This window comes from Nocardiopsis sp. KDC1DS13DA1 (assembly GCF_055632325.1).
Map to the genome: position 1 here is coordinate 86,601 of NZ_JBVMUY010000035.1, position 24,239 is coordinate 110,839.

24 protein-coding genes are annotated in these 24,239 nt (G+C 72.3%); 6 read left to right on the forward strand and 18 right to left on the reverse strand.

Annotated features, from left to right (window positions below):
• The first annotated feature begins 8 nt into the window (after positions 1 to 8).
• Positions 9 to 500: an NUDIX hydrolase gene (locus ACTVAJ_RS23185; RefSeq protein WP_470390347.1), complete on the forward strand. Its 492-nt coding sequence runs from the start codon at positions 9 to 11 to the stop codon at positions 498 to 500.
• Between the two features lie 42 nt (positions 501 to 542).
• Complete coding sequence (locus ACTVAJ_RS23190; protein WP_470390348.1) at positions 543 to 1,415, forward strand: LLM class flavin-dependent oxidoreductase; 873 nt, start codon at positions 543 to 545, stop codon at positions 1,413 to 1,415.
• 241 nt (positions 1,416 to 1,656) lie between these two features.
• Here the strand turns inward: ACTVAJ_RS23190 and ACTVAJ_RS23195 are convergent, their stop codons facing one another.
• From ACTVAJ_RS23195 to ACTVAJ_RS23215, 5 genes are all read right to left on the reverse strand, one after another.
• Complete coding sequence (locus ACTVAJ_RS23195; RefSeq protein ID WP_470390349.1) at positions 1,657 to 1,917, reverse strand: DUF6504 family protein; 261 nt, start codon at positions 1,915 to 1,917, stop codon at positions 1,657 to 1,659.
• Between the two features lie 127 nt (positions 1,918 to 2,044).
• Positions 2,045 to 2,983, reverse strand: a complete 939-nt coding sequence (locus ACTVAJ_RS23200) for a M48 family metalloprotease (protein ID WP_470390350.1) — start codon at positions 2,981 to 2,983, stop codon at positions 2,045 to 2,047.
• A gap of 128 nt (positions 2,984 to 3,111) precedes the next feature.
• Complete coding sequence (locus ACTVAJ_RS23205; RefSeq protein WP_470390351.1) at positions 3,112 to 3,792, reverse strand: DivIVA domain-containing protein; 681 nt, start codon at positions 3,790 to 3,792, stop codon at positions 3,112 to 3,114.
• Between the two features lie 28 nt (positions 3,793 to 3,820).
• Positions 3,821 to 4,135 (reverse strand): DivIVA domain-containing protein, encoded by a 315-nt coding sequence (locus ACTVAJ_RS23210; RefSeq protein ID WP_470390352.1) that lies wholly within the window; start codon positions 4,133 to 4,135, stop codon positions 3,821 to 3,823.
• 96 nt (positions 4,136 to 4,231) lie between these two features.
• Positions 4,232 to 5,119 (reverse strand): N-acetylmuramoyl-L-alanine amidase, encoded by an 888-nt coding sequence (locus ACTVAJ_RS23215; RefSeq protein ID WP_470390353.1) that lies wholly within the window; start codon positions 5,117 to 5,119, stop codon positions 4,232 to 4,234.
• A gap of 469 nt (positions 5,120 to 5,588) precedes the next feature.
• On the opposite strand from ACTVAJ_RS23215, the gene ACTVAJ_RS23220 reads away from it, so the two are divergent.
• Together ACTVAJ_RS23220 and ACTVAJ_RS23225 are read left to right on the forward strand one after the other, a co-directional pair.
• Positions 5,589 to 6,782, forward strand: a complete 1,194-nt coding sequence (locus ACTVAJ_RS23220; protein ID WP_470390354.1) for an LPXTG cell wall anchor domain-containing protein — start codon at positions 5,589 to 5,591, stop codon at positions 6,780 to 6,782.
• A 296-nt stretch (positions 6,783 to 7,078) separates the two neighbouring features.
• Positions 7,079 to 8,401, forward strand: coding sequence for a hypothetical protein (locus ACTVAJ_RS23225; RefSeq protein ID WP_470390355.1), 1,323 nt, complete (start codon positions 7,079 to 7,081; stop codon positions 8,399 to 8,401).
• 57 nt (positions 8,402 to 8,458) lie between these two features.
• On the opposite strand, the gene ACTVAJ_RS23230 is transcribed toward ACTVAJ_RS23225, so the two are convergent.
• From ACTVAJ_RS23230 to ACTVAJ_RS23245, 4 genes are all read right to left on the reverse strand, one after another.
• On the reverse strand, positions 8,459 to 9,694 hold the full coding sequence (locus ACTVAJ_RS23230) for an FAD-dependent oxidoreductase (protein ID WP_470390356.1): 1,236 nt from the start codon (positions 9,692 to 9,694) through the stop codon (positions 8,459 to 8,461).
• A 5-nt stretch (positions 9,695 to 9,699) separates the two neighbouring features.
• Positions 9,700 to 10,296: a TetR/AcrR family transcriptional regulator gene (locus ACTVAJ_RS23235; RefSeq protein ID WP_470390357.1), complete on the reverse strand. Its 597-nt coding sequence runs from the start codon at positions 10,294 to 10,296 to the stop codon at positions 9,700 to 9,702.
• A gap of 247 nt (positions 10,297 to 10,543) precedes the next feature.
• Positions 10,544 to 10,747, reverse strand: coding sequence for a developmental transcriptional regulator BldC (gene bldC / locus ACTVAJ_RS23240; RefSeq protein WP_017600591.1), 204 nt, complete (start codon positions 10,745 to 10,747; stop codon positions 10,544 to 10,546).
• 704 nt (positions 10,748 to 11,451) lie between these two features.
• On the reverse strand, positions 11,452 to 12,285 hold the full coding sequence (locus tag ACTVAJ_RS23245; protein ID WP_470390530.1) for a DUF8083 family protein: 834 nt from the start codon (positions 12,283 to 12,285) through the stop codon (positions 11,452 to 11,454).
• Between the two features lie 252 nt (positions 12,286 to 12,537).
• Between ACTVAJ_RS23245 and ACTVAJ_RS23250 the strand changes: the two genes are divergently transcribed.
• Positions 12,538 to 12,765 carry a DUF3073 domain-containing protein gene (locus tag ACTVAJ_RS23250; protein ID WP_470390358.1) on the forward strand — a complete coding sequence of 76 codons (228 nt, stop codon included), beginning with the start codon at positions 12,538 to 12,540 and terminating at the stop codon, positions 12,763 to 12,765.
• 164 nt (positions 12,766 to 12,929) lie between these two features.
• Here the strand turns inward: ACTVAJ_RS23250 and purM are convergent, their stop codons facing one another.
• The 3 genes from purM to ACTVAJ_RS23265 form a co-directional block, all read right to left on the reverse strand.
• Positions 12,930 to 14,000 carry a phosphoribosylformylglycinamidine cyclo-ligase gene (gene purM, locus ACTVAJ_RS23255; protein WP_470390359.1) on the reverse strand — a complete coding sequence of 357 codons (1,071 nt, stop codon included), beginning with the start codon at positions 13,998 to 14,000 and terminating at the stop codon, positions 12,930 to 12,932.
• A 104-nt stretch (positions 14,001 to 14,104) separates the two neighbouring features.
• Entirely contained in the window at positions 14,105 to 15,607 is a 1,503-nt protein-coding gene (gene purF, locus ACTVAJ_RS23260) for an amidophosphoribosyltransferase (RefSeq protein ID WP_470390360.1), read from the reverse strand.
• Positions 15,608 to 15,616: 9 nt separating this feature from the next.
• Positions 15,617 to 16,093, reverse strand: coding sequence for a sterol carrier family protein (locus ACTVAJ_RS23265; protein WP_470390361.1), 477 nt, complete (start codon positions 16,091 to 16,093; stop codon positions 15,617 to 15,619).
• A gap of 468 nt (positions 16,094 to 16,561) precedes the next feature.
• On the opposite strand from ACTVAJ_RS23265, the gene ACTVAJ_RS23270 reads away from it, so the two are divergent.
• Complete coding sequence (locus ACTVAJ_RS23270; protein WP_470390362.1) at positions 16,562 to 17,179, forward strand: DUF47 domain-containing protein; 618 nt, start codon at positions 16,562 to 16,564, stop codon at positions 17,177 to 17,179.
• Positions 17,180 to 17,230: 51 nt separating this feature from the next.
• On the opposite strand, the gene ACTVAJ_RS23275 is transcribed toward ACTVAJ_RS23270, so the two are convergent.
• The 6 genes from ACTVAJ_RS23275 to ACTVAJ_RS23300 all read right to left on the reverse strand — a co-directional run bounded on the left by ACTVAJ_RS23275 (position 17,231) and on the right by ACTVAJ_RS23300 (position 23,731).
• Positions 17,231 to 18,199 carry a nucleoside hydrolase gene (locus tag ACTVAJ_RS23275; RefSeq protein WP_470390363.1) on the reverse strand — a complete coding sequence of 323 codons (969 nt, stop codon included), beginning with the start codon at positions 18,197 to 18,199 and terminating at the stop codon, positions 17,231 to 17,233.
• A 145-nt stretch (positions 18,200 to 18,344) separates the two neighbouring features.
• Complete coding sequence (gene pstB, locus ACTVAJ_RS23280; protein ID WP_470390364.1) at positions 18,345 to 19,124, reverse strand: phosphate ABC transporter ATP-binding protein PstB; 780 nt, start codon at positions 19,122 to 19,124, stop codon at positions 18,345 to 18,347.
• Positions 19,125 to 19,179: 55 nt separating this feature from the next.
• A complete protein-coding gene (gene pstA / locus ACTVAJ_RS23285; protein ID WP_470390365.1) occupies positions 19,180 to 20,262 on the reverse strand; it encodes a phosphate ABC transporter permease PstA in 1,083 nt (360 codons plus the stop codon).
• Positions 20,262 to 21,224: a phosphate ABC transporter permease subunit PstC gene (pstC, locus tag ACTVAJ_RS23290; RefSeq protein WP_470390366.1), complete on the reverse strand. Its 963-nt coding sequence runs from the start codon at positions 21,222 to 21,224 to the stop codon at positions 20,262 to 20,264. The genes pstA and pstC overlap by 1 nt, the downstream gene beginning before the upstream one ends.
• Before the next feature lie 335 nt (positions 21,225 to 21,559).
• The gene (mshD, locus tag ACTVAJ_RS23295; protein ID WP_470390367.1) at positions 21,560 to 22,552 is read right to left on the reverse strand and encodes a mycothiol synthase; all 993 of its coding nucleotides are present in this window, start codon (positions 22,550 to 22,552) and stop codon (positions 21,560 to 21,562) included.
• Positions 22,553 to 22,618: 66 nt separating this feature from the next.
• The gene (locus ACTVAJ_RS23300) at positions 22,619 to 23,731 is read right to left on the reverse strand and encodes a hypothetical protein (protein WP_470390368.1); all 1,113 of its coding nucleotides are present in this window, start codon (positions 23,729 to 23,731) and stop codon (positions 22,619 to 22,621) included.
• Positions 23,732 to 24,239 lie beyond the last annotated feature (508 nt).

A 24,239-nucleotide genomic window follows, 5' to 3' on the forward strand; every position in this document is an offset into this window, starting at 1 on the left:
TGCCGAGCATGCCCGTCCCGGACTTCATCCTGGAACTGCGCCGCCACGTCGGCCACGGACTCCTGCCGCTCACCGGGGTGACGGCGGTGGTGCTCCTCGACGGCCACGTGCTCCTGCACCAGCGTCTCGACGACGGCCGCTGGTGCACGCCCGGCGGCATCCTCGAACCGGGCGAACAGCCCGCCGTGACCGCCGTCCGCGAGGTGTGGGAGGAGACGGGGCTGACGGTCGGGGTCGAGCGGATGACCAGCGTCGTCGCCCAGGAGCCCTACACCTACCCCAACGGCGACGTCGTGCAGATGCTCGACATCGCCTTCCGCTGCCGCTACGTCGGCGGGGAACCGGACGCCTCCGGGGACGAGTCGTCGGACGTGCGGTGGTTCCCGCTGGCCGACCTGCCGGAGATGCCCCAGCGCATCCTGGACCGCATCGCCTGGGCCCGCGAGGACCGGGCCGAGCCCCACTTCCACCTCGACCCGACCGGTGCGCGGGGGCGGTAACCCCGTTGCGCGGTCGGACGCCGGGGCGGTAGGAACGCTCCCATGACCACACTCGGTGCTGTCTTCCGTCCCCAACTGCCCCCCGAGCGCCTGCGCCCCGTGGTCCGAGCCGCGGACGAGGCCGGACTGGACGAACTCTGGCTGTGGGAGGACTGCTTCCTGGAGAGCGGCGTCGCCACGGCGGCAGCCGCGCTGGCCTGGACCGAACGCCTGCGGATCGGCGTCGGCCTGCTCCCCGTGCCGCTGCGCAACGTGGCGCTGACCGCGATGGAGGCGGCCACCCTGTACCGCCTGTTCCCGGACCGGGTCCACCTGGCCGTCGGACACGGCGTCCAGGGCTGGATGGCGCAGGTCGGCGCGAGGGCGGACTCGCCGCTGACCCTGCTGGAGGAGCACCTCACGGCGCTGCGGGCACTGCTGCGGGGCGAGCGCGTCACGACGGAGGGCCGCTACGTCCGCCTCGACGACGTCGCCCTGGACTGGCCGCCGCCGACCCCGCCCCGGCTGCTGGCCGGTGCGCGCGGGCCGCGCACGCTCCGACTGACGGGGCGGGCCGCGGACGGGACCGTCCTCGACGCGGGGGTGGGGACCGACGGTGTGCGGCGGGCCCGCCGGCTCATCGACGAGGGCCGTGCGCAGGCGGGACGGACCGTTGACCACCCGGTGGTGTCCTACCTGCTCGCGGCGACCGGGCCGGGCGCGGCCGAGCGGTTGGCCGCGGAGCTGGAACGGGAGGGGGTCGCCTCGGTGCCGGACATCGCGGTGGCCGGGGACGCGCATGCCGTGGCGGAGGCCGTCCGGCGCCGCGCGGAGGCCGGGGCCGACACGGTGGTCCTCCAACCGACCGCCGACGAACCGGCCCCCGAGGGCTTCGTGCGGTTCGCCGCTGAGGAGGTCCGACCGCTGGTCCCCTGACCGCTCCCGTGCCGGAACCGCGTGAGCGCCCGGGCGGGGACCTCCCGGGCCTGCCCCGGTGGTCCCCACCCGTGGTGCCCCGCTCCCCGAACGTGTGACCGCCCTTCCCCCGGACGGCGGGAAGGGCGGTCACACGTTCGGGCCCGGGCCGTGCTTCTTGGAACGGTCACCTCCCGGGCGGGTGTTGTTCGGGGCGCCCGGACACGGTCCGAAGCGCGGCCAAGGACCCGAGAACTCCGCCCTAGTGCCACCTGCGGCGCATCGTCCAGTGGTCGGAGGACACGTCGCGGGTGATGTCGATGATGTTGGGCTCACCGGACTCCGACTCCGCCGAGACCCGCAGCAGGTGGGTCTGCGTGGCGGGGATGCCGGGCCGCTCCGCCCGCGCGGGCCAGTCGCCGATGATCCTGCGCACCCGGAAGGTGTGGCCGCGCCAGGTGAACCTGGCGGGGTGCCCACCGCTGGTGGAGCGGACGTCGATCTGTTCGTTCAGAAGACTCACGCGTACAGTTTATCGAACATGCGTTCGAATGCGTCAAGTCCTCCGAGGCTGAACCCGTCGGTGCCGGACTCCGTCACGCCGCCGCGGGGACGCGGTCCGCACACCCCCGCCCCGGCCGGGGCGGGGGTCACAGGAACACCCGGCCGCGCCTCCGCCGGTCACGCAGCGCCGCCATCCGCCGGGTGTTGCTCGGGCGCCGGGTCAACAGGTGGTACAGCAGCAGCGACCCCCCGCGGTCCGTCCGCGCCCGGTCCGCCATCTCGCCCATGTTCACCCGCGGGTACAGGTCGGGCCCCGCGGCGGAGAGCCGGACGGCGTGCGCGCCCTCCGGGTGGTGCGTGTACGCGTGGTTGTCGGCGGTGTACTCCATGGTCCGGGCCAGGGCCGCGCCCAGGCCCGGCACGAGGTCCGCGGCCAGCGTCGCCACCCTCCGCCAGAACGACGTGTGCCCGGCGGCCAGGTGCCCGATCTGGTGCGCCGCGAGGAACGCCAGCACGTCCGGATCGCGCGGACGTCCGTCCGGGCCGAACAGCTCCATCGGCAGGACGAGGTACCGCCGCAGTCCGTGCGCGGCGGCGTCGGCGCCGACGCCGCCGCGCACGGGCCGGACGTAGGCCTCCGGGGTCCGGGCCAGCCCCATCGCGGAGGACAGCGTCACCACCGACCGGTAGGCCTCGGGGAACTGCGTCGGTGAGATCTTGACCGACTCGGCGCGTTCGCGGGCGTACCGCAGGCCCCGCGCCGTCCAGCAGGCGGCGGGTACCGCGACCGCCGCGAGAGCCGCCCAGGTCCACGTGCCCGTCACCGTCCACAGGGTGTGGACGGCGGCCGCGCTCAGCGCCGCCCCCACCAGGACGCACACCGCCAGCAGCGGGGCCTCCCACGGGTGCGCCCTGGCCGGGACGAGCTCCTCGTCCGGCTCCCCGGCTCCGTGTCCGCACGCACCGGCCGACCGGACGCCGCCCGCGCACGCGTGCGCGAACCCCGGGGCCACCGTCGGTGAGCAGTACGGTGCCCCGTGGTGCGCGCGGGCGGGCGCCCCGCCCGGGGGTGTCGCGTGTGGCATCCCGCCTCCCCTCGGGCCGCGGATCCGTGTACAGCGGAAGCTCGCTACTCCCTGTAACGGAATATTACTTTTCGCTGCCCTGGGTATGGGGTTGCCCGGGGACGGCGTGTCCGGTCACGGACGGCGTCTCAGCGTCCCTCGTACTGCCTGAGCTCCTCGGCGAGGACGTCCAGGAACCGGTCCACCTGCGCCGGGTCGTACCCCGGGCGGGCGCGGGTCGTGGCGAACTGCACCCGTTCGACCTCCGTGGACGTGAGCGTGGCCCGGTCCGGGCGGCCCTGCTGGAGGACGTCCATCGTGAACTCGGCCCGGTCCAGGAAGTCGTCGACCTCCTGCTCGTTGTAGCCGGTGGTCAGGCGGGTCGTGGCGAACTGCTGTTCCCTGATGTGGGCGGCGGTGAGCCGTGGCCGGTGCTCATGCCGGTCCCCGTACGGGGCGGCCGGTTCGTGCCCGCCGCGGTCGTGCGCCGTGCCGGGGGAGGGGTGGGTCGGCAGCGGAGGCGGCCCCCCGTGGCCGCCGGGACCGCCGAGCCCGCGTCCGGCCAGGTCCGCGGCGACGACGTCGAGGAAGTCGTCCACCTCGTCCTCCCGGTACCCGGGGCTCAGCCGGGTGGTCCGGAACTGCGAGTTGCGCACGTCGTCCGCGGTCAGCAGGGGTGCGGTCCGGGGCCCGCCCTCCAGGGCCACCAGGGTGGCCTCGATCCGGTCGAGCAGGTCGTCGACGTCCTCCTCGTGGTACCCCGGGCGCAGACGCACCGTGTGGAACTTCTTGTTGCGGATGTCCGCCGGTGTCAGAGGCATGGTCCCCATTGTGCAGTTCAGGAGGTTCTCAGGAGGGTCATCCCCGGGCATTGAGTGATTCGGCCTCGGCGAGGTGGTCCACCAGGGAGCGCAGGAGGTCGTCCACCTGCGCGCGGTCGAAGCCGCGCAGGACGACGTCGATCCGCGCGTCGCGCAGCTCCTCGGCGGTGATCGGGGTGACGCCGTCCGCTCCGAGGACGTAGTGGGGGGAGAAGGTGCCCGCGGGGAAGGCTCCGTCGGAGAGCGTCGCGTACGCCCGTCTGACGAGCGCGTCGACCGTGCGCTGGTCGTAGCCGCGCAGGACGACGTCGAACGGCGGTGCGGGATAGGGCAGGGGTGCGAGGGAGCTCATCCCCGCATTATGGCGACAGGCCCGTCCCGTTCACCAGGCCGCTCCGCGCGCGTGGCCGGTAGCGGACGCCGTCGGCCGGAGGGGTGCCCCGGCCGGTCAGCTCCGCAGGAGGTACATGGCCACTCCGCGGGCGATCGCGTCCGCCGCGGCCTCCCGCCACCCGGGGTCGGCGAGGAGGTCGGCGTCCTCGGGGTTGCGCAGGTTTCCGGCCTCCAGGAAGACCTTGGGAACGTCGGACATGTTCAGGCCGCCGAGGTCCGTCCGCTCGTCCAGACCCTCGTCGGCGAGGTAGTCGGCGTAGGGCATGCCGGTGCCGTCCCGGTACTCGCGGCGCAGGTCGTGGGCCAGGAGGAGGGACGGCTCCACGATGTCGTCGGTGAAGCCGGCGACCTCGCCGGGCGCGATCACGTGGAAGCCGCGCCCGGACTCCGGTCCGCCGTCGGCGTGGATGGACACGGCGGCGTCCGCGTCGACCTGGTTGCCGATCCGCGCCCGCTCGTCGATGCAGGGCCCGACGCCCTCGTTGTCGTCCCGGGTGAGGACGACCGTGGCGCCGTCGGCCTCCAGCCGGTCGCGTACGAGCAGGGACAGCTCCCAGTTGAACTCGTGCTCGGCGTAGCCGTCGGCGGTCTCCGACCCCACCGTGTCGCAGGACTTCTCCCCGGGGCCCGCCGGGACCTGGGTGTTGATCTCGTCGGGGGCCGCCGCGTTGCCACCGTTGTGGCCGGGGTCGATGACGACCACCCGGCTGCTCAACGGGCCTCCCCCCGCCGAAGCGTCCTCGGGGCGGTCGGAGCCGTCGTTCCCGCCGCCGTTGCCGTCGCCGTCCTCGGGTGCGGGAAGCGGGGGTGCGGCGGTGGGGCCGTCACCCGACGCGGCGTCGGAGGAGGCGGAGCAGGCGGGGGCGAGGAGCAGGGCCAGGGCGGTCAGGGACAGCACGAGGCGGTGTCGGCCGACGGGCCCAGCCGAGGCGGAGACGGGCATGCCCCACAACGTAGCGGTTCGGCGGGGTGCGGAGGCCGGGCCGCGGGTCCGGGAGGCCCGGAACGGAGCGGTTCACGAGCGACGCGCCCATTGTTGGGACGCGCGTCACGGCACCAGGTTTACGCATTCCACAAAGAATCCGAAAATACGCCATGAATGGTTACCCAGGGTGTTAAAGTGCTTGATGTGACCATTCTGTAATGGTTTTTCGGGTGAATCGGGCTATTCGGTCGAAGTATGCTCAAGATGAAGGAACGGGATGTGGTCCCCGTCCGGGCGGTTCGTGTCCGCGCACGTCGAAGCCGCCGCGACCCCCTGTTCCTGCGGAGGCGCCCGTCCAGGTCGCCTCCCGTCCCCCATTAGCCCCTGGTTCCGTTTCGCGGTCCGATTCCCTCTGCCCCCAGGGCGCCGGAGCGCGCGGCCAGGCCAACCCGACAGTGCGGGTTGGGCCGATCCGAAGAGGATTGACTTGAAGAACACTGCCCGTTTCGCGGCGCGCCGTATCATCCAGGGTGGCGCCACCTTCGCCGCCCTCGGCGCGCTCACCGTCGCCACCGCCGTTCCCGCGGCCGCCGACACCAGCTACGGCTGGGGCTACGCCACCGCCTCGGGCGGCGCCGCCGAGGTGATGACCGACGTCACCACCTCGCAGAGCGTCTCCGACTCCTTCTCCGGGCAGATCGAGGACTGCTTCACCCTCGACACCGAGACCACCGCGACGGTGGGCGCCAACGGTGTGACCGCCACGACCGTGATCAACAGCGCGCGTGTCCAGCTCACCCAGGAGTGCTTCGACGAGATCCCCGAGGAGGAGCCGCCCACGGAGAAGCCCTCCGAGGAGCCCTCCGACGCGGACGAGCAGCCGACCGAGGAGCCCTCCGACACGGACGAGGAGCCCTCCGAGGAGCCCTCCGACGCGGATGAGCAGCCGACCGAGGAGCCCACGACGGAGCCCGAGGTCGAGGAGCCCGCCGCGGAGGAGCCCGCGACGGAGGCTGAGGTCGAGGAGCCCGCGGCCGAGGAGCCCGCGGCCGAGCAGGCCCCGGCTTCGGAGCCCGCGACCTCCGAGGAGCCCGCCAACGAGGTCATCGAGCTGGACGAGTCCAACTCCACCCTGACCAGTGCGGGCGACGGGATCATCGCCGACGTCAGCGTCACCGGTGCGAGCGTGACCACCACGCAGAACTGGAACGGCGACATCTCCTACTCGCTCAACCAGGGCAGCTCCACCGGGAACGCCTGGGTCTCCGCCGACCACTACACGGACTCGTTCATGTCCGACGGTGTCACCTGGAACGACGGCGTCACCGACCTCTACGTGTCGTTCGACGTCGAGGAGTTCCAGGTCACCTACTTCCTGGGCAGCACCACCGCGGCCGTGGCCACCGTCGAGGACGGCGGCGACGACGGCAACGACGGTGGTGACGACGGCCAGGACGACTCGGGCGACAAGGGTGACGACAAGAACCCGCCGGCCCGTGAGGACGAGGCCCCCGAGTCCGCGCCCGAGCCCAAGACGGCCGCGCCGCTCGCCCAGACCGGTTCGCCGGTCGCCGGCCTGATCGCGGCGGGTGCCGCGATCGCCGCCGGTGGTGGCCTGGCCGCCTTCTTCGCGCGCCGCAGGAAGACCGCGACCGCCGCCGACGAGTCCAGCGAGGGCTGATCGCAGCGACGAGAGCCGACGAGGCGCCGGATCGGCTGATCCGGGCCTGAGGGCCCCGGGGCGACGCCCCCGGGGCCCTTGCGCGTTGTACGGTCGGCGGTGTGGAACTTCCCGTGGACGTCCACCGTTGTCTGGTCGTTGAGGAAGTGAGGACGACGAGTCGGCCCTCCGACCGAACCGACCCCCGTCCCTCGCCTTCTCCCCCCGGCCGACCGGCCCCCATCCACCACCGCACCGGCGGTGGCCCCGGGAGGGAGTCGGGACCGGCATCCCCCTGAGACGACAGGAGTGTCGTGGTGACTCCCCCCAAGTTGACCGCTCGCCGACTCCTCGGAGCCGGTGCCCTGTTCTCCGCGTTGGGCGTGTTCGGCGCCGTGTTCGCCACCCCCGCGGGAGCGGACGCGCTCGTCTGGGGCACGGCCCAGGCGAGGGCGGCCGGCGGCGACCTCCTCGCCGCGCACGCGACGGCCACCAGCTTCGGCGACGACATCGAGGACACCGCCGCCGCGGGGGTCCTGCTCGGGCCCCTCGCCGACTACGCGGCGGTCAGCGGTGCGGCGGAGGCGTCGGTCGACTCCGACGGAGCCCACGCCACGACCACCCTGGAGTCGGCCACCGTCCGCCTCGGCGCGGCCGACCTCGTCGACCTCGGGCTGGTCGAGGCTCCTGAGGGATGGGCGCCGGTGAGCACGGCCGCCGCACCCGGCGGCGACACGGAGGAGGACTCCGACACCGCTGGGGAACCGGACGCCACTGCCTCCCCCTCCGCCCCTGAGGCCACACCCACGGCGGCCGACCCCTCGGCGGGTTCCTCGGACGACCCCTCCGGGCCCCCGAGCGGGGCGCGCAGCGGCGACGGGACGTCGCCGGAGGCCGGGTCCCCCTCCGCCGGTTCGGAGCCGTCCGCGAGCCCCTCGGCGGCCGGCGACGGTGTGGTGTACCTGGACGAGAACAACTCCGCATCCCGGTCCGGCTCGGCCGACACGGTCGGCTTCAGCCTCTCCGACGTGGTGTCGACCGCCTCCGCGGATTTCGACGGCCGCACGGAGGCGTCCCTGGAGTACGGGCGGCTGTCCGCCTCCGGTGTCGACCTCCGGGACGTGGAGGACAGCGAGAACGGTTACGTGGTGGACGACAGCGTCGCCTTCCTGGACGCCGACGGCGCGGTGATCGAGGAGGTCGGGGTCAGCGTCGGCATCTCGGTCAACCGGAGCACCTTCGAGGACGAGGACGAGGGCTGGGACGGCCGGGGCGTCAGGTCGTGGCTGACCGCCTGGGTGCAGGTCGGCGACGAGGACGGCGAGGACGGCGGCCGCCTGGTCGTGGACCTCGCGGAGGCGCGGGTCCTGGGGTCGGCCCACGACCCGGACGCCTCCCCGGACCCGGGTGACGGGGACCCCACGGCGAGCCCCGACCCGGACCCCACGGCCGACGCCACCCCGAACCCCTCCCCGGAGCCCACCCGGACCGAGGACCCCTCGGACCGACGGCTGGCGACGACGGGCGGCTCGCTCGCCGCGCTCGTGGTCGCGGCGGTGGTCGCCGTCGGCGGCGGTACGACCGCGACCTTCCTCGCCCGGAAACGGACCACGGCGATGGACGACCGGATCGGGGACTGACCGGGGAGCCTGGAGCACGGGGCGGCCGCGGCGGAGCACCGCCGCGGCCGCCCCGTCTCACACCCGGACCCGCTCCGGGGCGAGGCGCTCCGGTCGCACGCCGATGCCGACGAGGCGGCCCGTCACGCGGCTCAGGGCCGGGAACCACCGGAAGAGGCGTACGAACGCGGGAACGCGCGCTCCGTCGTTCCCGCGGGGCACGTTGAGCACCTTGTGCCCGTCCGGGCGGAACAGCCGGCGGCCGATCGCGATCTGGAGCGTCTGGGTGACCCGGGTCGGCCACATCCGCCGCGCCTGTACCCGGGCGAGGTCGTCCTCCTCCAGCGTGCCCGCCGCCAGCCTCGGGCCCGCGATGTTGGCGGTCGCGACGGCGTCCTGCACCGCCAGGTTGATCCCCACCCCGCCGGCGGGGGACATCGCGTGCGCGCTGTCGCCGATGCACAGCAGCCCCGGCCGGTGCCAGCGGCGCAGCCGGTCGACGCGGACCGCGAGGTGGTGCACGTCGTCCCAGTCGGCGATCTCCTCCACCCGGTCCGCCAGGGCGGGCGCGAGTTCGGTGATCCCCTCCCGCAGGGCGGTCAGCCCCTCGCGGCGCACGTCGGCGAAACCGCCGGGGCGGATCAGGTACGCCAACTGCCAGTAGTCGCCCCGGTCGATGGACACGAGCCCGCGGCCGCTCGCGGTGAAGAAGGGCACGGAGTCGGCGGGGTCGCGTGAGACGCGCAGCCACAGGACGTCCATCGGCGGTGCGAAGGTGACGGAGGCGAGCCCGGCCTGCTCACGCAGGGCCGAGTGCCGTCCGTCGGCGGCGACCACGAGGTCGGCGCAGATCTCCAGGTCGCCGTCCGCGTCCGAGGCGCGCACTCCGGTGACCCTGCCGTCGGACATCACGAGCCCGGTGCCCGCCGTGGACATCAGCAGCCGGAAGGACGGCAGTTCCCGGCCCTTCGCGGCGAGGAAGTCGAGGAAGTCCCACTGGGGCATGAACGCCACGTAGGGGTGGTGCACGCGCAGCCGCCGGAAGTCGGCGAAGGTCACCGGCCGCCCCTGGAGGTCGACCGTGATCCGCTCCAGCCGCGCGTGGGGGAGGCGGTGGAACTCCTCGTCCCAGCCGAGCTGGTGGATCAGTTCCTGGGTGGAGGGGTGGATGGTGTCGCCGCGGAAGTCGCGCAGGAAGTCGGCGTGCTTCTCCAGGACGACCACGTCCACCCCCTGCCGGGCGAGCAGGAGGCCGAGGGTCATCCCGGCCGGGCCGCCGCCGACGACACAGCACCGGGTGCTCAGCTCACGCATGTCCCTCACTCCTCGTCTGGGGGATACCCGCTGGCGGGCCGGGCGACGACCCCGGTGAGCACCGCGTCCACGAGGGCCCCGACATCGAGCGGTGCGCGGGTGTGGTGGGCGAGGGCGACGGCGGAGAACAGGGCCGCGCCGACGGCGGCGGTGTCGTGCGGCCGGAGTTCGCCCGCCTCGACGCGGGCCTCCAGGCGCTCCCGCAGCAGCCCCCGACCGACCTCGGTGAACTCGTGCAGCGCGTCGCGCACGGCCGGACGGGAGTGGGCGGCGGCGAAGAACAGGCGCATGAGGGGGGTGTTGTCGGAGAGGACCTCGCGCAAGCGGGTGAGGACCTCGACGAGGGCCTCGGCGGCGGGTCGGTGGTTCCCGGGGGCCGGGAGGGCGCGCAGGCGGGGCAGGAAGCCGCGTTCGGCGAGGAGGGCGGTCACGACCGCCTCCTTGCCCTCGAAGTAGTGGTAGACGAGCCCGGGCGCGACACCGGCCGCCCTGCCCAGCTCCTTCATCGGCGTTCCGTCGATCCCGTGCTCCGCGAAGACCTCCAGTGCCGCGTCGAGGATGCGTTCGCGCCGCCAGGCCGCCTGTGCGTCGCGTGTGCCCACGGGCTCCCCTTTGTTGATTGAACGTTCTGTCAACGAAAAGGCCGGGAGCGCGGGAGGGGGAGAGCGAGGGTGGGATCCGCGCCGGGGGCGTCGTTCGAGGGTGTCCCGCGCCGCCGTGCAGCGGCCGCCGGGCGGTGGTGGGGGACGGGCGGGCCCGTCCCCCGGAAACCCGCCCGTCGCCTGTGTCAGTGTCAGTAGCCGGAGCCCGTCCGACCGTTCCCCCCGGAATCGGCACAGACCGGGGAGATCACTCCGTACGCTGGTTGGGGATTCCGGCCAGCAGGGCGCGGACCTCAGTCTCGCGGTAGCGGCGGTGTCCGCCCAAGGTGCGGATCGAGGTCAGCTTGCCCGCCTTGGCCCAGCGTGTCACGGTTTTGGGGTCCACGCGGAACATGGTGGCAACCTCGGCGGGGGTCAACAGGGGCTCCGCCTCGGGCGTGCGAGTTGACATGTGTACGGCCTCTCCTCCTGGATCTGTGTGCCGATCCTTGAGCCTTATTCCTGGCGCTTGGCCCGGATGTCCAATATTTCCACTGGGTCCATATTGGCATCACCCGAGGTGATAGCGCGACCACTCCAAGCAACTTTGCACGTGGGAGGCCAAGAAAGCCGCCCGTGGCCGCGTCACGCTAAGTGATTCTAGCGACACGTTTAGTGGCATGTGGCGTATTCGGTCAAAACTTCGTTCTCCGGCCTCGTTTTTCTCGATCCGGAGCGTCCGAACTGCTACGTGGTCCTGACCGAAAACAGTGGTTCGGGCTGGGGGGAGGTGGGCTGACGCCCTGGTCAGCCGCTGGGCGGGCGGGCGTCGGCCGCTGGAGTGGAGCGGTCCTCCGTCCGCCCCGGTCGACGGGCGGATCGCGGGGATCTCCCGCGTGGCAGGGGTTTCGTCGTTACTCAGAGTGCGTTCAGTGATGGAACGGCTACAGTCTACGCTGATCCCTAACGGGCGTTATGCCCAGTTTCACCAGACTTGGTGCCGTGCGGGGATGACGTCCGGGCTCGCACCGTTGTCACGTGCGGAAAGTCGGTCCGTGCTCGCGAAGAAACCTGGCGTACCAGGTTGCCGTACGGCGTGGCGTGGCGAGCGTCACGGTCTGGGGTCGCGACATTCCGGGGGTCGGTGTCCACGAAAAGCTGGGCAACCCGTGACCCTCAGTTGGCGTGCTGCAGGGCGCGCACCGACCTCCAGCGCCGGAGGAGCCGCCCGCGGAGCTTCATCACGCGCTCCGTGTCGCCGCTGGAGAGGGCCTCCACCGCCTCGGAGACCTCCCCGACCGAGCGGTCCCCGCCCAGGGCCTCGTCGTCCAGCAGGTGCGGCAGGCCCCCGTAGTCCAGCTCCAGCAGCGCGTCCGGGTGCGCGGTCAGCGCCAGCCAGTCCACCAGCCGCTCCGTCGACGACGACACCGCGTGATCGCCGATCCGCTCGCGCAGCACCGCCACCGTGTGCTCCAGCCGCCGCCTGGCCTGTGACACGCGCGTCAGGTAGAGCAGGGCGCGGGTGGTGTCGGTCGACAGGACCAGGCACCGCTCCGCGTCCTCGAAGGGCACGAACCACGGCACCGGGATCGTCCAGTTGCTCGACAGGATGCCCGGACGCGCCGCGGCGCCCGACTCCCGCCACTCCCGGTAGCCCTCCTCGGCGCGGTCCGCCTCGTGTTCGGGGACGAACGCCGCGCTCACCAGGAGCGGGGTCGAGTTCGTGAACTCCGTGAACGCCCGCCACGAACGCAGCCGGGTCTGCCACGGGCACACGTACAGCCGCCCGTCCACCCGGCGCAGGTAGGCGTCCCGGCTCTCCTCGGCCGGGGCCACCACCGGGGGAGTGGTGACGAGCCTGTTCAGGCTCTCGGCGTGCTCGGCGGCCAGCGCGTCGACCCGCCGGGGCCGGTCGGGGGAGGCGGCGTACTCCTCCCAGTACCGTCGGTCACGCGGAGAGAACGCGTCGATCGGCTGATAGACCCGTAGGTAAGCGGTGTAGGGCAGCACGAACGCATCGTGGCACACATCGCTGTGGGTGACACCCACCGCGGAAGTCCTCGTCAGAACCGCCGTTCGGACGCGGACCACACCCGTCACACCCGGGTGGCGTAGGCAGGGTGGGGTGCGACCAGGTACGGTTGTACGTGTACGTACGCTGACGCTGGTCGTCAGTCGCGTTTGACGGCCGTCAGCCCGTTACCGCGGGTTAGTAAGTGATCTGGGGTTCGTCGGAACCCAATCGTTGAGGGGGTCGAGCCAATGGGGCGCGGCCGAGCCAAGGCCAAGCAGCAGAAGGTCGCCCGGAAGCTCAAGTACAGCACCGGCGGGACCGATCTTGATCGGCTGCGGTCGGAGCTGGGTGTCGCTGAGGACGAGGGGTCTCCCTCCGGATCGTCTGGTCCGGACGACCACTACGCGGATCCTCACGACGAGCTGATCGACCGTTACGCGGATCTTGCCGACAAGTACTCGGACTCCGACAAGTAGTAGTCGCCGTTTCCGGGTCCAGCAGGTCGCTCGGACAACAACCGCAGGCCTGTGCCACCCGGCGGTCCCCCAGGCGGGGGCCACGGTGGACAGGTGGATATAGCCGGTGCGAACCACGCTCGTGGTTCGCACCGGCTATGTTCGGAGCCGGTGTGAACCCCGTCTCACGCGCTCCGGTACTCGCCGCCCAGGCGGGCCCGACCGGAACCGGCCGTCACCTCGCCCAGCCGCCAGGCCGGGACGTCGCGCTCGGCCAGGACACCGAGGGCGCGTTCGGCGTCCCGCGCCGCGACGATCGCCACCATGCCCACGCCCATGTTGAACGTGGCCTCCATGTCGTCCCGCGCCACGTCCCCCTTGTCGGCCAGGTAGCCGAACACGGGCGCGGGCGCCCAGGTGGAGCGGTCCAGTTCCGCGTCCAGGTGGTCGGGCAGTGACCGGGACAGGTTCGCGGCCAGTCCGCCACCGGTGATGTGCGAGTACGCGTGCACCTCGACGGCCTCCGTGAGCGCGACGCAGTCCTTGGCGTACACCCGGGTCGGGGTGAGCAGGATCTCACCCAGGACGCCGTCCAGCTCCGGGACACGCGCGTGCAGGTCGAGCCCGGCGCGGTGCACGATGTCGCGGACCAGCGAGTACCCGTTGGAGTGCGGTCCGGACGAGGCCATCGCGATGACCGCGTCGCCCTCGCGCACCCGGTCCGGGCCGAGGATGGCCGCACCCTCGACCACACCCGTCCCGGCACCGGCGAGGTCGTACTCGTCGGGCTCCATCGCACCGGGGTGTTCGGCGGTCTCCCCGCCGATCAGGGCGCACCCGGCCTGGTGGCAGCCCTCCGCGATACCGCCGACGATCTCGGCGATGCGCTCGGGGACGACCGCTCCGCAGGCGATGTAGTCGGTCATGAACAGGGGCTCGGCGCCGCTGACCACCAGGTCGTCGACGACCATGGCCACCAGGTCGATGCCGATGGTGTCGTGCTTGTCGAACTGCTGGGCGAGCATCACCTTGGTGCCCACGCCGTCGGTGGAGGTCGCCAGGACCGGGTCCTCGTACCTGCCCGTGTCCAGGCGGAACAGACCCGCGAAGCCGCTCGCGTCGGTGACCTGCTCGGGCCGGCGGGTCCGTGCCACGTGACTCTTCATCAGGTCGACGGCGCGCTCACCCGCGGCGATGTCGACGCCCGCGGCCGCGTACGCGCCCGTCGCCCCTGTGCTGCTGTCTGGCCGGGCCACGTAGCCCTCCTCGTGCTGTGTTCGGTGGTGGTGCGGGCACGGCGAACCCCGTCAGGGCACGCCGGAACCCGGGCACGGCGAACCCCCCGTCCGCCGTGCCCCGATCAGGTGTTGTTCGTGGCGAGGCCGGTGCCCTCGGGCGTCCCGCAGGACTTCTCCAGCAGGTACTTGCCCCGCGCGTCGTCGGCGACCTCGATCGGGTAGACACCGTCGAAGCAGGCGCGGCACAGCTCGTTCTTGGGTACCTCTGAGGCGGCGACGAGCTCGTCGAGGTCGACGTAGGCCAGGGAGTCGGCACCGACCGACTCCGCGATCTCGTCCACCGTCAGGTTCGCGGCGATGAGTTCGGCGCGTGTGGCGAAGTCGACACCGTAGTAGCACGGCCACAGCACGGGCGGGCTGGAGATGCGCACGTGCACCTCGGCGGCGCCGGCGTCGCGCAGCATCCGCACCAGGGCGCGCTGGGTGTTGCCGCGGACGATGGAGTCGTCCACGACCACGAGGCGGCGGCCCTCGATGACCTCGCGCAGCGGGTTGAGCTTGAGGCGGATGCCGAGCTGGCGCAGGGTCTGGCTGGGCTGGATGAAGGTACGCCCGACGTAGGAGTTCTTCACCAGGCCCTGGGCGAAGGGGATACCGCTCGCCTCGGCGTAGCCCACGGCTGCGGGCGTACCGGACTCGGGCACCGGGATGACCAGGTCGGCGTCGACCGGGTGCTCCTTGGCCAGGCGTCGGCCCACCTCCACGCGGGTGGAGTTGACGTTGCGCCCGGCGATCGTGGTGTCGGGGCGGGCGAGGTAGACGTACTCGAACAGGCAGCCCTTGCGGCGGGCGGGCGCGAAGCGGCGGGATCGGACCCCGCGTTCGTCGATGGTCAGGAACTCGCCGGGCTCGATCTCGCGGACCAGGGTGGCGCCGACGATGTCCAGGGCGGCGGTCTCACTCGCCACGACCCAGCCCCCGGCGTTGGACGACTCGCCCAGGCGGCCGAGCACGAACGGGCGGATGCCCTGCGGGTCGCGCGCCGCGTAGAGGGTGTGCTCGTCCATGAAGACCAGGGAGAAGGCACCCTGCACCTTGGGCAGGAGGGACAGCGCGGCGTCCTCGATGGTGCGCTCGGGGTCGCTGTTGGCGTGGTCGGCCAACAGGTTGGTGAGCACCTCGGTGTCCGTCGTGGCGCCCCGCCGGGAGTCCGGCAGCATCGCCGACAGCTCCGGCGTGTTGATGAGGTTGCCGTTGTGACCGAGCGCCAGGCCGCCCTCACGCGCCGAGTAGAAGGTCGGCTGTGCGTTCTCCCACACCGGGGAGCCGGTGGTGGAGTAGCGGCAGTGGCCGATCGCGAGGTGGCCGTTCAGGGATTCGAGCGTCGCCTCGTTGAAGACCTGGGAGACGAGCCCCATGTCCTTGTAGACGACGATCCGCTCCCCGTCGCTCAGCGCGATGCCCGCGGATTCCTGTCCGCGGTGCTGCAGAGCGTAGAGACCGAAGTAGGTGAGCTTGCTGACTTCTTCGCCGGGTGCCCAGACCCCGAAGACACCGCAGGCGTCCTGCGGGCCGCGTTCGAGCGGATCGAGGTCCATGGAGAGCCGGCCGTCGGAGTACGACACACCCACAGCTTAGTGCCTGCCCGTCGGCCCGGTGCCACCCGGGGGATGGTCGGACCACAGGGGGAGCCACGGGGAGAGGTCGGACCGGGCGCCGCTGGCCTGCACGGAGCGGTCCGAGACCGCCCCGTCCCAGGCGGTGCCGCCGGTCGCGAGGCGCAGCCAGGTGAGGGGGTCGGTCTCCACGACACCGGGCGGGGTGCCCCTCGTGTGCCGGGGGCCCTCGACCGCCTGGACGGCCCCGTGCGGGGGGACGCGCACCTCCAGGCTGTTGCCCGGGGCGCGGTCGGCGAGCACGGCCAGGGTGGCGCGCACGGCGGCCTTGACCGCCGCGCGCTGGGGGCTGTCGGCGCGCAGGACGGCGCGGGCGCAGGCCGCGGCGGCCTCCTCGTCGGATCCCGTGAAGGGGGGGTCCCCCAGGGCGCGGAGTTGGTCGTCCAGGGCCGCGCGGAGCCGCCGTACGGCGCTCGCGGTCAGAGCGGAAGGCATGGACAGCAGCCTAGGGAAGGCATCGCGCCGGCGGCACCGGTCGGGGGCGGTGGCGGGTGACGGGCGGGCGGGCCACAGGGGGGTATCGGATCGGTGAACCACAGGGATACTTGCCATGTCCGGGGTATGGACCGATGGTGGACATCGGGGAACTCCGGTGCCTCTGTACCCCGGTCTCCGCACGCTTGGGTGATTCCTGTCTCAGCGCACCGCTGGCCAGCAGGGGCGTGACACGGTAGCGTCCCGAACCGTCCCGATGTCACTGAGACTGGGAGGAATGCGATGGAACGCCCGCAGGTTGGAGTTCCGCGCACCGACACTGAACAGGTGAACGAGGGGTGAACCGGCCCGGCCGCCTCCCCAGCCGCCGGACTCCGGACCCGTATCACGCGGGGCCGCCGCGCCAACCGGCTGGCCAGCACACTTACCATCCACGAAGGAAGACCACCGCACCATCGGGAGAACGACGTGCGCCTGCGCTTGCGCCCGCGTGATGACAGTTACTACGAGATGTTCACCGACTCGGCGAACAACCTGGTCATCGCGGCCCGCCTGCTGGTGGAGCTGATGAGTGACGGGGCCGATCGGGAGGCCATCGGCGAGAAGATGCGTGCCTGCGAGCACGCCGGCGACGACGCCACCCACGCGATCATGCGGCGGCTCAACAAGAGCTCGGCACCGCCGATCCACCGGGAGGACATCTACCGCCTCGCCTCGAACCTGGACGACGTCATGGACTCGATGGAGGCCGCGGTCGACCTGATCGGACTCTACGGACTGGAGCGGCTTCCCAAGGGGATCATCGACCAGATCGAGGTCCTGGAGCGCGCCGCCGAGCTGACCGCGGAGGCGATGCCGCGGCTGCGGACCCTGGAGGACCTCACCCGGTACTGGATCGAGATCAACCAGTTGGAGAACCAGGCCGACCGGATCTACCGCAAGCTGCTCGCCAAGCTGTTCAGCGGCGAGTACGACGCGCTGACGGTGCTCAAGCTCAAGGACGTGATCGAGGAGCTGGAGACCGCCGCGGACGCGTTCGAACACGTGGCGAACACGGTCGAGACGATCGTCGTCAAGAACGGCTGACCCCCGGGGCGCCGACGCGGCGCCCCGGGACCGGTGTTCTCCGGGTGCCGGTCACCCGGCGCGGGTGATCTCCCGGGCCGGGGTGGTCCCGGTGGCCAGCACGCCGCTGAGATAGGTGTAGAAGCCCTCGGCGTCGATCTCCTCCACCACCGTGGCGTTCGGTGCCAGGCCGTGCACGCCCCAGGACATGGCCGAGTAGCCCCGGGTCAGCTCGCCCGCCGTCTCCACGTCCACGTGGTAGCGCGCGGAGCCGCGGACCAGCTCCGGGTGGAGCAGCACGGCGGCGGTGAGGGAGTCGGGGTGCGTGGTGCCGTCGATGCCCACGCTGCGGTCGAAGTCCAGGGTCGCCGCGCACACGTCCGTGAAGAAACCGGAGAGCGGAGTACCGAGGGCGGCGATCCGGTCCAGGCGCTCCTGCCCGAAGACGGCCTGGCGCAGCGTCAGCGGGTCCCAGGGGACGACCGTCACCTCGAACCCGGCCGCGAACACGGCCTTGGCCGCCTCGGGGTCCACGTAGAAGTTGAACTCCGCGGCGGCGGTGATGTTGCCGCGCCCGTTGTTGGACCCGCCCATCACGTACAGCGAGCCGACGTTGCGGGCGAAGTCGGGGTCCTTGGCCGCGGCCATGGCGATGTTGGTCAGGGGACCGATCGCCACGATCGACAGCTCACCGGGGTGCTGCGCGGCCAGTCGGACCAGGGCGTCCACGGCGTGCTCGGACTCCGGCTCCAGGCCGGACTGGTCCATGCGCAGACCGCCGGAACCGTCGCCGTGCACGTTCTCCGCGCTGACCCACGCGCGGGTCAGCGGCGCCCGGCAGCCCAGGTGCACGGGCACCTCGCCGAGCCGACCGGCGACGTTGAGCGTGAGGAAGGCGTTGCGCACCTGCTGGTCGAAGCCGACGTTGCCCGCGACCATGGTGATCGCCCGCAGGTCGGCGGCCGGGTCGAGCAGCCCCACGAGGAGGGCGACGCAGTCGTCCTGCGCCGTGTCGGTGTCGATCACCAAAGGTGTGGGCACGGGTTCTCCCTTGTCCGAGGTCAGAGGGGAAATCTACCCGAACCGGGCCACCCGCCGACCACCGGCCGCGGGAGGGCGGAGGCTCCGCCCGCCCGAACCGGGCCACCCGCCGACCACCGGCCGCGCCGGAGCGGGGAGGGCCCGTCTACCCGAACCGGCCGGTGATGTAGTTCTCCGTCTCCTTCTTCTCCGGCCGGGTGAACATCTGGTTGGTCTCGCCCATCTCGATGAGCTTGCCGGGCTTGCCCGGACCGGCCAGGTTGAAGAACGCCGTCCGGTCGGACACGCGCGCCGCCTGCTGCATGTTGTGGGTGACGATCACGATCGTGTAGTCCTCCTTCAGCTTGTGAATGAGGTCCTCGATCGCCAGCGTCGAGATCGGGTCCAGCGCGGAGCACGGCTCGTCCATGAGCAGCACGGACGGCTTGACCGCCGTGGCGCGCGCGATGCACAGGCGCTGCTGCTGGCCGCCGGAGAGGCCCGAACCGGGCTTGTTCAGCCGGTCCTTGACCTCCTCCCACAGGTTGGCGCCGCGCAGCGACTCCTCCACCAGGTCGTCCGCCTCGGAGCGGCTCATCCGCCTGTTGTTCAGCCTGGCGCCCGCGATGACGTTGTCGTAGATCGACATCGTCGGGAACGGGTTGGCCTTCTGGAAGACCATGCCGACCTCGCTGCGGACCAGCACCGGGTCCACGTCGGGGCCGTAGACGTCCAGGTCGTCCAGGAGTACCTTGCCCCGCGCGTACGCGCCCGGGGTCACCTCGTGCATCCGGTTGAGGGTGCGCAGGAAGGTGGACTTGCCGCAGCCGGACGACCCGATGAACGCCGTCACCGACCGCGGTTCGATGGTCATGGACACGTCCTCCACGGCGAGGAAGTCGCCGTAGTAGACGTGGAGTCCGGAGACGTCGATTCGTTTGGCCACTGGATGTTCCTCGTGAGTGAGCTCGACGCGCGGTGCGCGGGGCGGTTGGTACGGGTCAGCGGGAGGACTTCGGTGCGAACGCGCGGCCGATCATCCGGGCCAGGAAGAACAGCAGCATCACCGTCAGGATCAGCGTCAGCGCCGCGGCCCAGGCCCGCTCGTAGTTGACGGCACCGCCCATGCGGACCTGCGAGTAGATGAAGACCGGGAGGCTCATCATCTGGCCGTCGAACAGGTTCCAGTTGATCGACACGGCCGAGGACCCCGCGGTGAGGATCAGCGGCGCGGTCTCCCCGATAACGCGCGCGATGGCGAGCATGATCCCGGTGGTCAGACCGGCGGCCGAGGTGGGCAGGACCACCTTGGTGATCGTCCGCCACTTGGGCACGCCCAGCGCGTAGGAGGCCTCGCGCAGGTCGCGGGGGACCAGGCGCAGCATCTCCTCGCTGGAGCGGACCACGACGGGGATCATCAGCACGGCCAGGGAGATCGCACCGGCGGCTCCGTTGGTGCGGCCGGGGCCGAACAGCACCATCCACAGGGCGACGACGAACAGGCCGGCGACGATCGACGGGATGCCCGTCATGACGTCCACGAAGAAGGTGATGACCCGCTTGATCCGGCCCTCGGCGTACTCCACCAGGTACACGGCGGTCATGACGCCGATCGGCACGGAGATCAGCGTGGCCATCCCGGTGATCGCCAGCGTGCCGACGATCGCGTGGTAGGCGCCGCCCGCGTCCATGCTCGGCAGGACGCCGTTCATCGACACCGACAGGAAGTACCCGTCGAAGCGCGCGAAGCCGTTCTGGAGCACGGTCCACAGGACCGACACCAGGGGCGCCAGCGCGAGCAGGAAGCAGCCGTACACCAGTGACGTGACGAACCGGTCCGTGGCCTTGCGGCCGCCCTCGACGCGCGCGGCGGCGGTCACGGTGATCACCACGTAGGACACCGCGGTCAGCAGCGCCCACAGCACGGCGCCGAACGAGGAGAAGGCCAGGAGGACCCCGGCCACCACGGCGGCACAGGAGGCGAGCAGCGCGGCGGGGAAGTAGCGGGGCAGGGACGCCTGCCGGAGCGCGTCCCCGGTCGAGCCGGTCCCGGGGCCGGGGGGCTGCGTGGTCGTCGTGCTCATCAGGACTCCTTGCTGCCCCGCGCCACGATGTAGCGGGCGCCCATGTTGACGGCGAGGGTGATCGCGAACAGGACCAGACCGGCGGCGATCAGCGCGGACACGCCGTACCCGGTGGCCTCCGGGTACTGGAGCGCGATGTGGGCGGCGATGGTCTGGTTGCCGCTCTGGAGCAGGTCGAAGGAGATCGCGAGCGACGGCGACAGGATCATCGCGACGGCCATGGTCTCGCCCAGGGCGCGGCCCAGGCCGAGCATCGAGCCGCCGACGACGCCGGAGCGGCCGAAGGGCAGCACGGCCAGTCGGATCATCTCCCAGCGGGTGGCGCCCATGGCCAGCGCGGCCTCGCGGTGCCCCTGCGGCACCTGCCTGAACACGTCGCGCGACATCGCGGTGATGATCGGCAGGATCATGACCGCCAGGACGACGGAGGCGGTGAGGATCGTACGACCGGAGGTGGAGGCGGGGCCGGCGAACAGCGGGATCCAGCCCAGGTACTCCGTCAGGCCGCGGAAGACCGGGACCAGTTGCGGGGCGAGGAACCCGATCCCCCACAGGCCGTAGACCACGCTGGGGATGGCGGCGAGCAGGTCGACCAGGTAGCCGAGCACGGAGGCGAGGCGGCGGGGCGCGTAGTAGACGATGAACAGCGCGATACCGACCGCGATCGGGGTGGCCAGCAGCAGCGCGATGGCCGCCGCGAGGACGGTGCCGAAGGCCAGTGCCGCGACACCGAACGCGGGGCTCTCCCGGACGTTGGCGTCCCACTCCTGCGTGGTGAGGAAGCCCGCCGTGTTGGCGGCGAGCGAGGGCCAGGCCTGGATGACCAGGAAGGCGGCGACCCCGGCGAGGATCAGCAGGATGAGGAGGCCCGAGCCTCGGGCGAGCCCGGCGAAGACGGCGTCGCCGATCCGGCGCTTGCCCGCGGGCGGTGGTGCCGCCTGGGGCGCGTCCGTGGTCGTCATGGATTGGCTCCGGTTCGGAAAGGGTGTCAGGGCTGGTCACCTGGGCCGTGCCGGGTCGGCCCGCGCGGGTGGCGCGGCGGCTCCGGGTGCCGTGGATCCGGGTCGGGTGGCCGCGGTGCTTCGATGCGGTCCGCCACGCCCCAGAGGTAGCCGGTCGGTGGCCGTGTTGTCACGGTCACCACGCGCGGTTTGGCCCTTCCGCGCCGAGTGCGAAGGTAGGCGTGGCAGGTGACCAGTTGTCCCAGAGAAGGTGAACGGGAGGTGAACGGCACGTCGCACTCCCGTGGCGCCAAGGGGTTCGGGTGGTGAATGTGATGTCCCGCACCCCACGCACGTCAGACGGACACGGGACCGTCACCCTCCGACGGCGGCGCGTACATCACGTCCGTGTCCCACACCTCGAACCCGAGGGAGGCGTAGAGCCGTACGGCGGCCTCGTTGTCACCGTCCACGTACAGGTGCACCCACGGCAGCCCGGCGTCGCGCAGGTGGTGCAGGCCCGCCAGGGTGAGCGTGCGGCCCAGCCCCGTCCCCTGCCAGTCGGGGTCCACGCCCACGACGTAGACCTCGCCGACCGGTTCGCCGTCGGTGAGCCCGGCCCCGTCGGCGTGCGTCTTGGTCCAGTGGAACGCGGCGACCGAACCGTCGGAGGCGGTCGCGAGGAAGAAGCCCTGGGGGTCGAACCAGTCCTCCACCTCGCGCTGGAGCAGGTCGTCGAGGGTGAGCTGGCCCTGCTCGGGGTGGTCGGCGAAGGCGCGGGCGTTGGCGCGCAGCCACGCCTCCTCGTCCTGGCCCACGACGAAGGCGCGCACCCGGACCCGGTCGGCGACCTCGGGCCGGAGCGCGGCCTCGGGCAGTTCCGGTGCGGTGCGGGGGCCGCCCGGGACGTCGGCGGGAAGGTCGCGCAGCGGCATGCGCATCTTGTGCAGTTCACGGACGGCGCGCCAACCGTCCCCCTCGGCCACCGACACCGCCTGGGGGGTGCGGCCGTGCGCCCAGACGCGCACCCCGTCGGGCCCGGCGTCGTCGCGGACCGAGCGCAGGAGCGCGGTGCCGTGGCCGCGGCCGCGGTGGGCCGGGTCCACCACGAGCTCACCGGAGTCGGGTTCGCCCTCGACGCGTTCGACGAACGCGAAGCCCACGACCCGGTCGTCCCGGGTGACCACGTGGAAGCGGCTGCTGCCCGCGGGGGCGCCGTGCCGGACACGCAGGATGGTGTGTTCCGACAGGGGGGCGACGCCGTCCTCGCGGCGGGCGGCCTCGGCGAGGGCCAGAACCTGGTCGGCCGGGTCCGCGCCGAGGTCGTCGGTGACGTGCGGGGTACTCATGATCGAAAGCCTACGACGGCGGGGGCGCGGTCGGTGGAAGCGGCCCGGCGTGACCGGCGTGACCGGTCAGGAGCGGCGGCGCCTGCCCTGGTAACCGGAGCCGGTCCGGACGCGGCGGGCCGGTGCCAGGGGGGTGGCGAGCAGCAGGGCCAGGAGGATGGCGGCCAGCAGGATCGACGGTGCCATCGACGGGCGCAGGTCGGAGTGGTCGGCGGCCACCTCGGTCGCCCCCATGTCGTCGTCGGACGGGGTGACCAACGGCAGGTCGGCGAGGTCCTCACCGCCAGGGGAGAGGTCGGGCAGGTCCGCCGCACCGTCGGGGATGGTGGGGACGTCGCCGCCGGTGGTGGGCGGAGAGCCCACACCGGGGCGGGGGGCCTGGGGCGGGGACGTGTCCCGCGAGGTGGGGGTGGAGGCCGGGTTCCCCTCCCGGCCGTCGTCGGTGGCCGTGGGGGCGGGGCTTTCGTCGTCGGTCGGTTCGGAGCCGAGCCCCTCGCTGGGGGTGCCCGTGGGCGAGGGCCGCTCCGTGGGGCTCGGGGAGGGTCTCTCCGTGGGGCTCGGGCTCGGCGTCGGGCTCGGGCTGGGAGTGGGTGAGGGAGTCGGGGAGGGGGACCCGGTCGGGTCGGGGCTGGGCGACGGGGACCCGGTCGGGTCCGGGCTCGGGGAGGGGCTCTCCGTGGGCCGGGGGTCGAGCACGGTGATCGACCATGCCCCGGTGACGACGCTGGTGGGTGTGCCGGGGGCCGTGCAGCCGCCCTGCTCGTCGGGGAGGGCGTAGGTGAGGGTGGCGACGACGTCGACCGATTCCCTGGGGGCGCCGTTGACCTCTCCCGCGGGGACGCGGTCGCCGGGTTCCAGGCGCCGGGGTTCGAACCCGTCGACGCGGAAGTCCGGGGCCCCGGCGGACAGGCTGATCAGGCAGACGGCGAGGTCGCCCGTGTTGGCGGCGGTCACGGGGTTGGCCGGGGCGGTTGACCCGAGTTCCACCTCGCTGGAGGTGTGGTGGAACGCGACGGCGACCGAGGGGGTGTCGGTGCCGGGCTCCGCCGAGGGGGAGGGCTCGGCATAGGCCGGAGCCACCACGGCGACCAGGCTGGATCCGACGAAGGTGGTGCCGATCGCCAGGCCCAGGCGTCGGGGATGCGCGGTGAACGGGGATCTCGCGGCGGGGGTGGGCATCGGTGCGATTCACTCCTACGTGGCGCGCCGGGACGAGGGTACGCACCCGGCTCGGGGAGTGGCACCGCGCCAGCCCTCACCCGGCTCGGGGTACTCCACGAATCCTAGAGCGTGTGAGCCCGGAAGACGAGTGCCCCAAGCACACGAATTCACACGGGTGGTTACTCCGGGTGACCGTTCTTGCCTGGGTCCTGCGCTGCGCTTGGGACCGGGTCCGGGCGTCCTCGGGGCAGGTGTGCTGCCCGCCCGTCGCCCGCCACCGCCCTCAACGGACGCCTGCGGCGCGGCCCCCATCCATGAGCACCCCGCCGGCGCCCGGGCTGTGTTTGTTGTGGTCCTGCGCTGCGCTTCGGACCGTGTTCGGGCGCCTGGGAGGCGGTGTGCTTCCTTCTCGGCTTCGCCTGTCGCTCGTACCTCGCTACGCGGCTCGCCTCGCCCGCCCGTCGCCCGCCACCACCCTCAACGGACGCCTGCGGCGCAGCCCTCATCCATGAGCACCCCGCCGGCG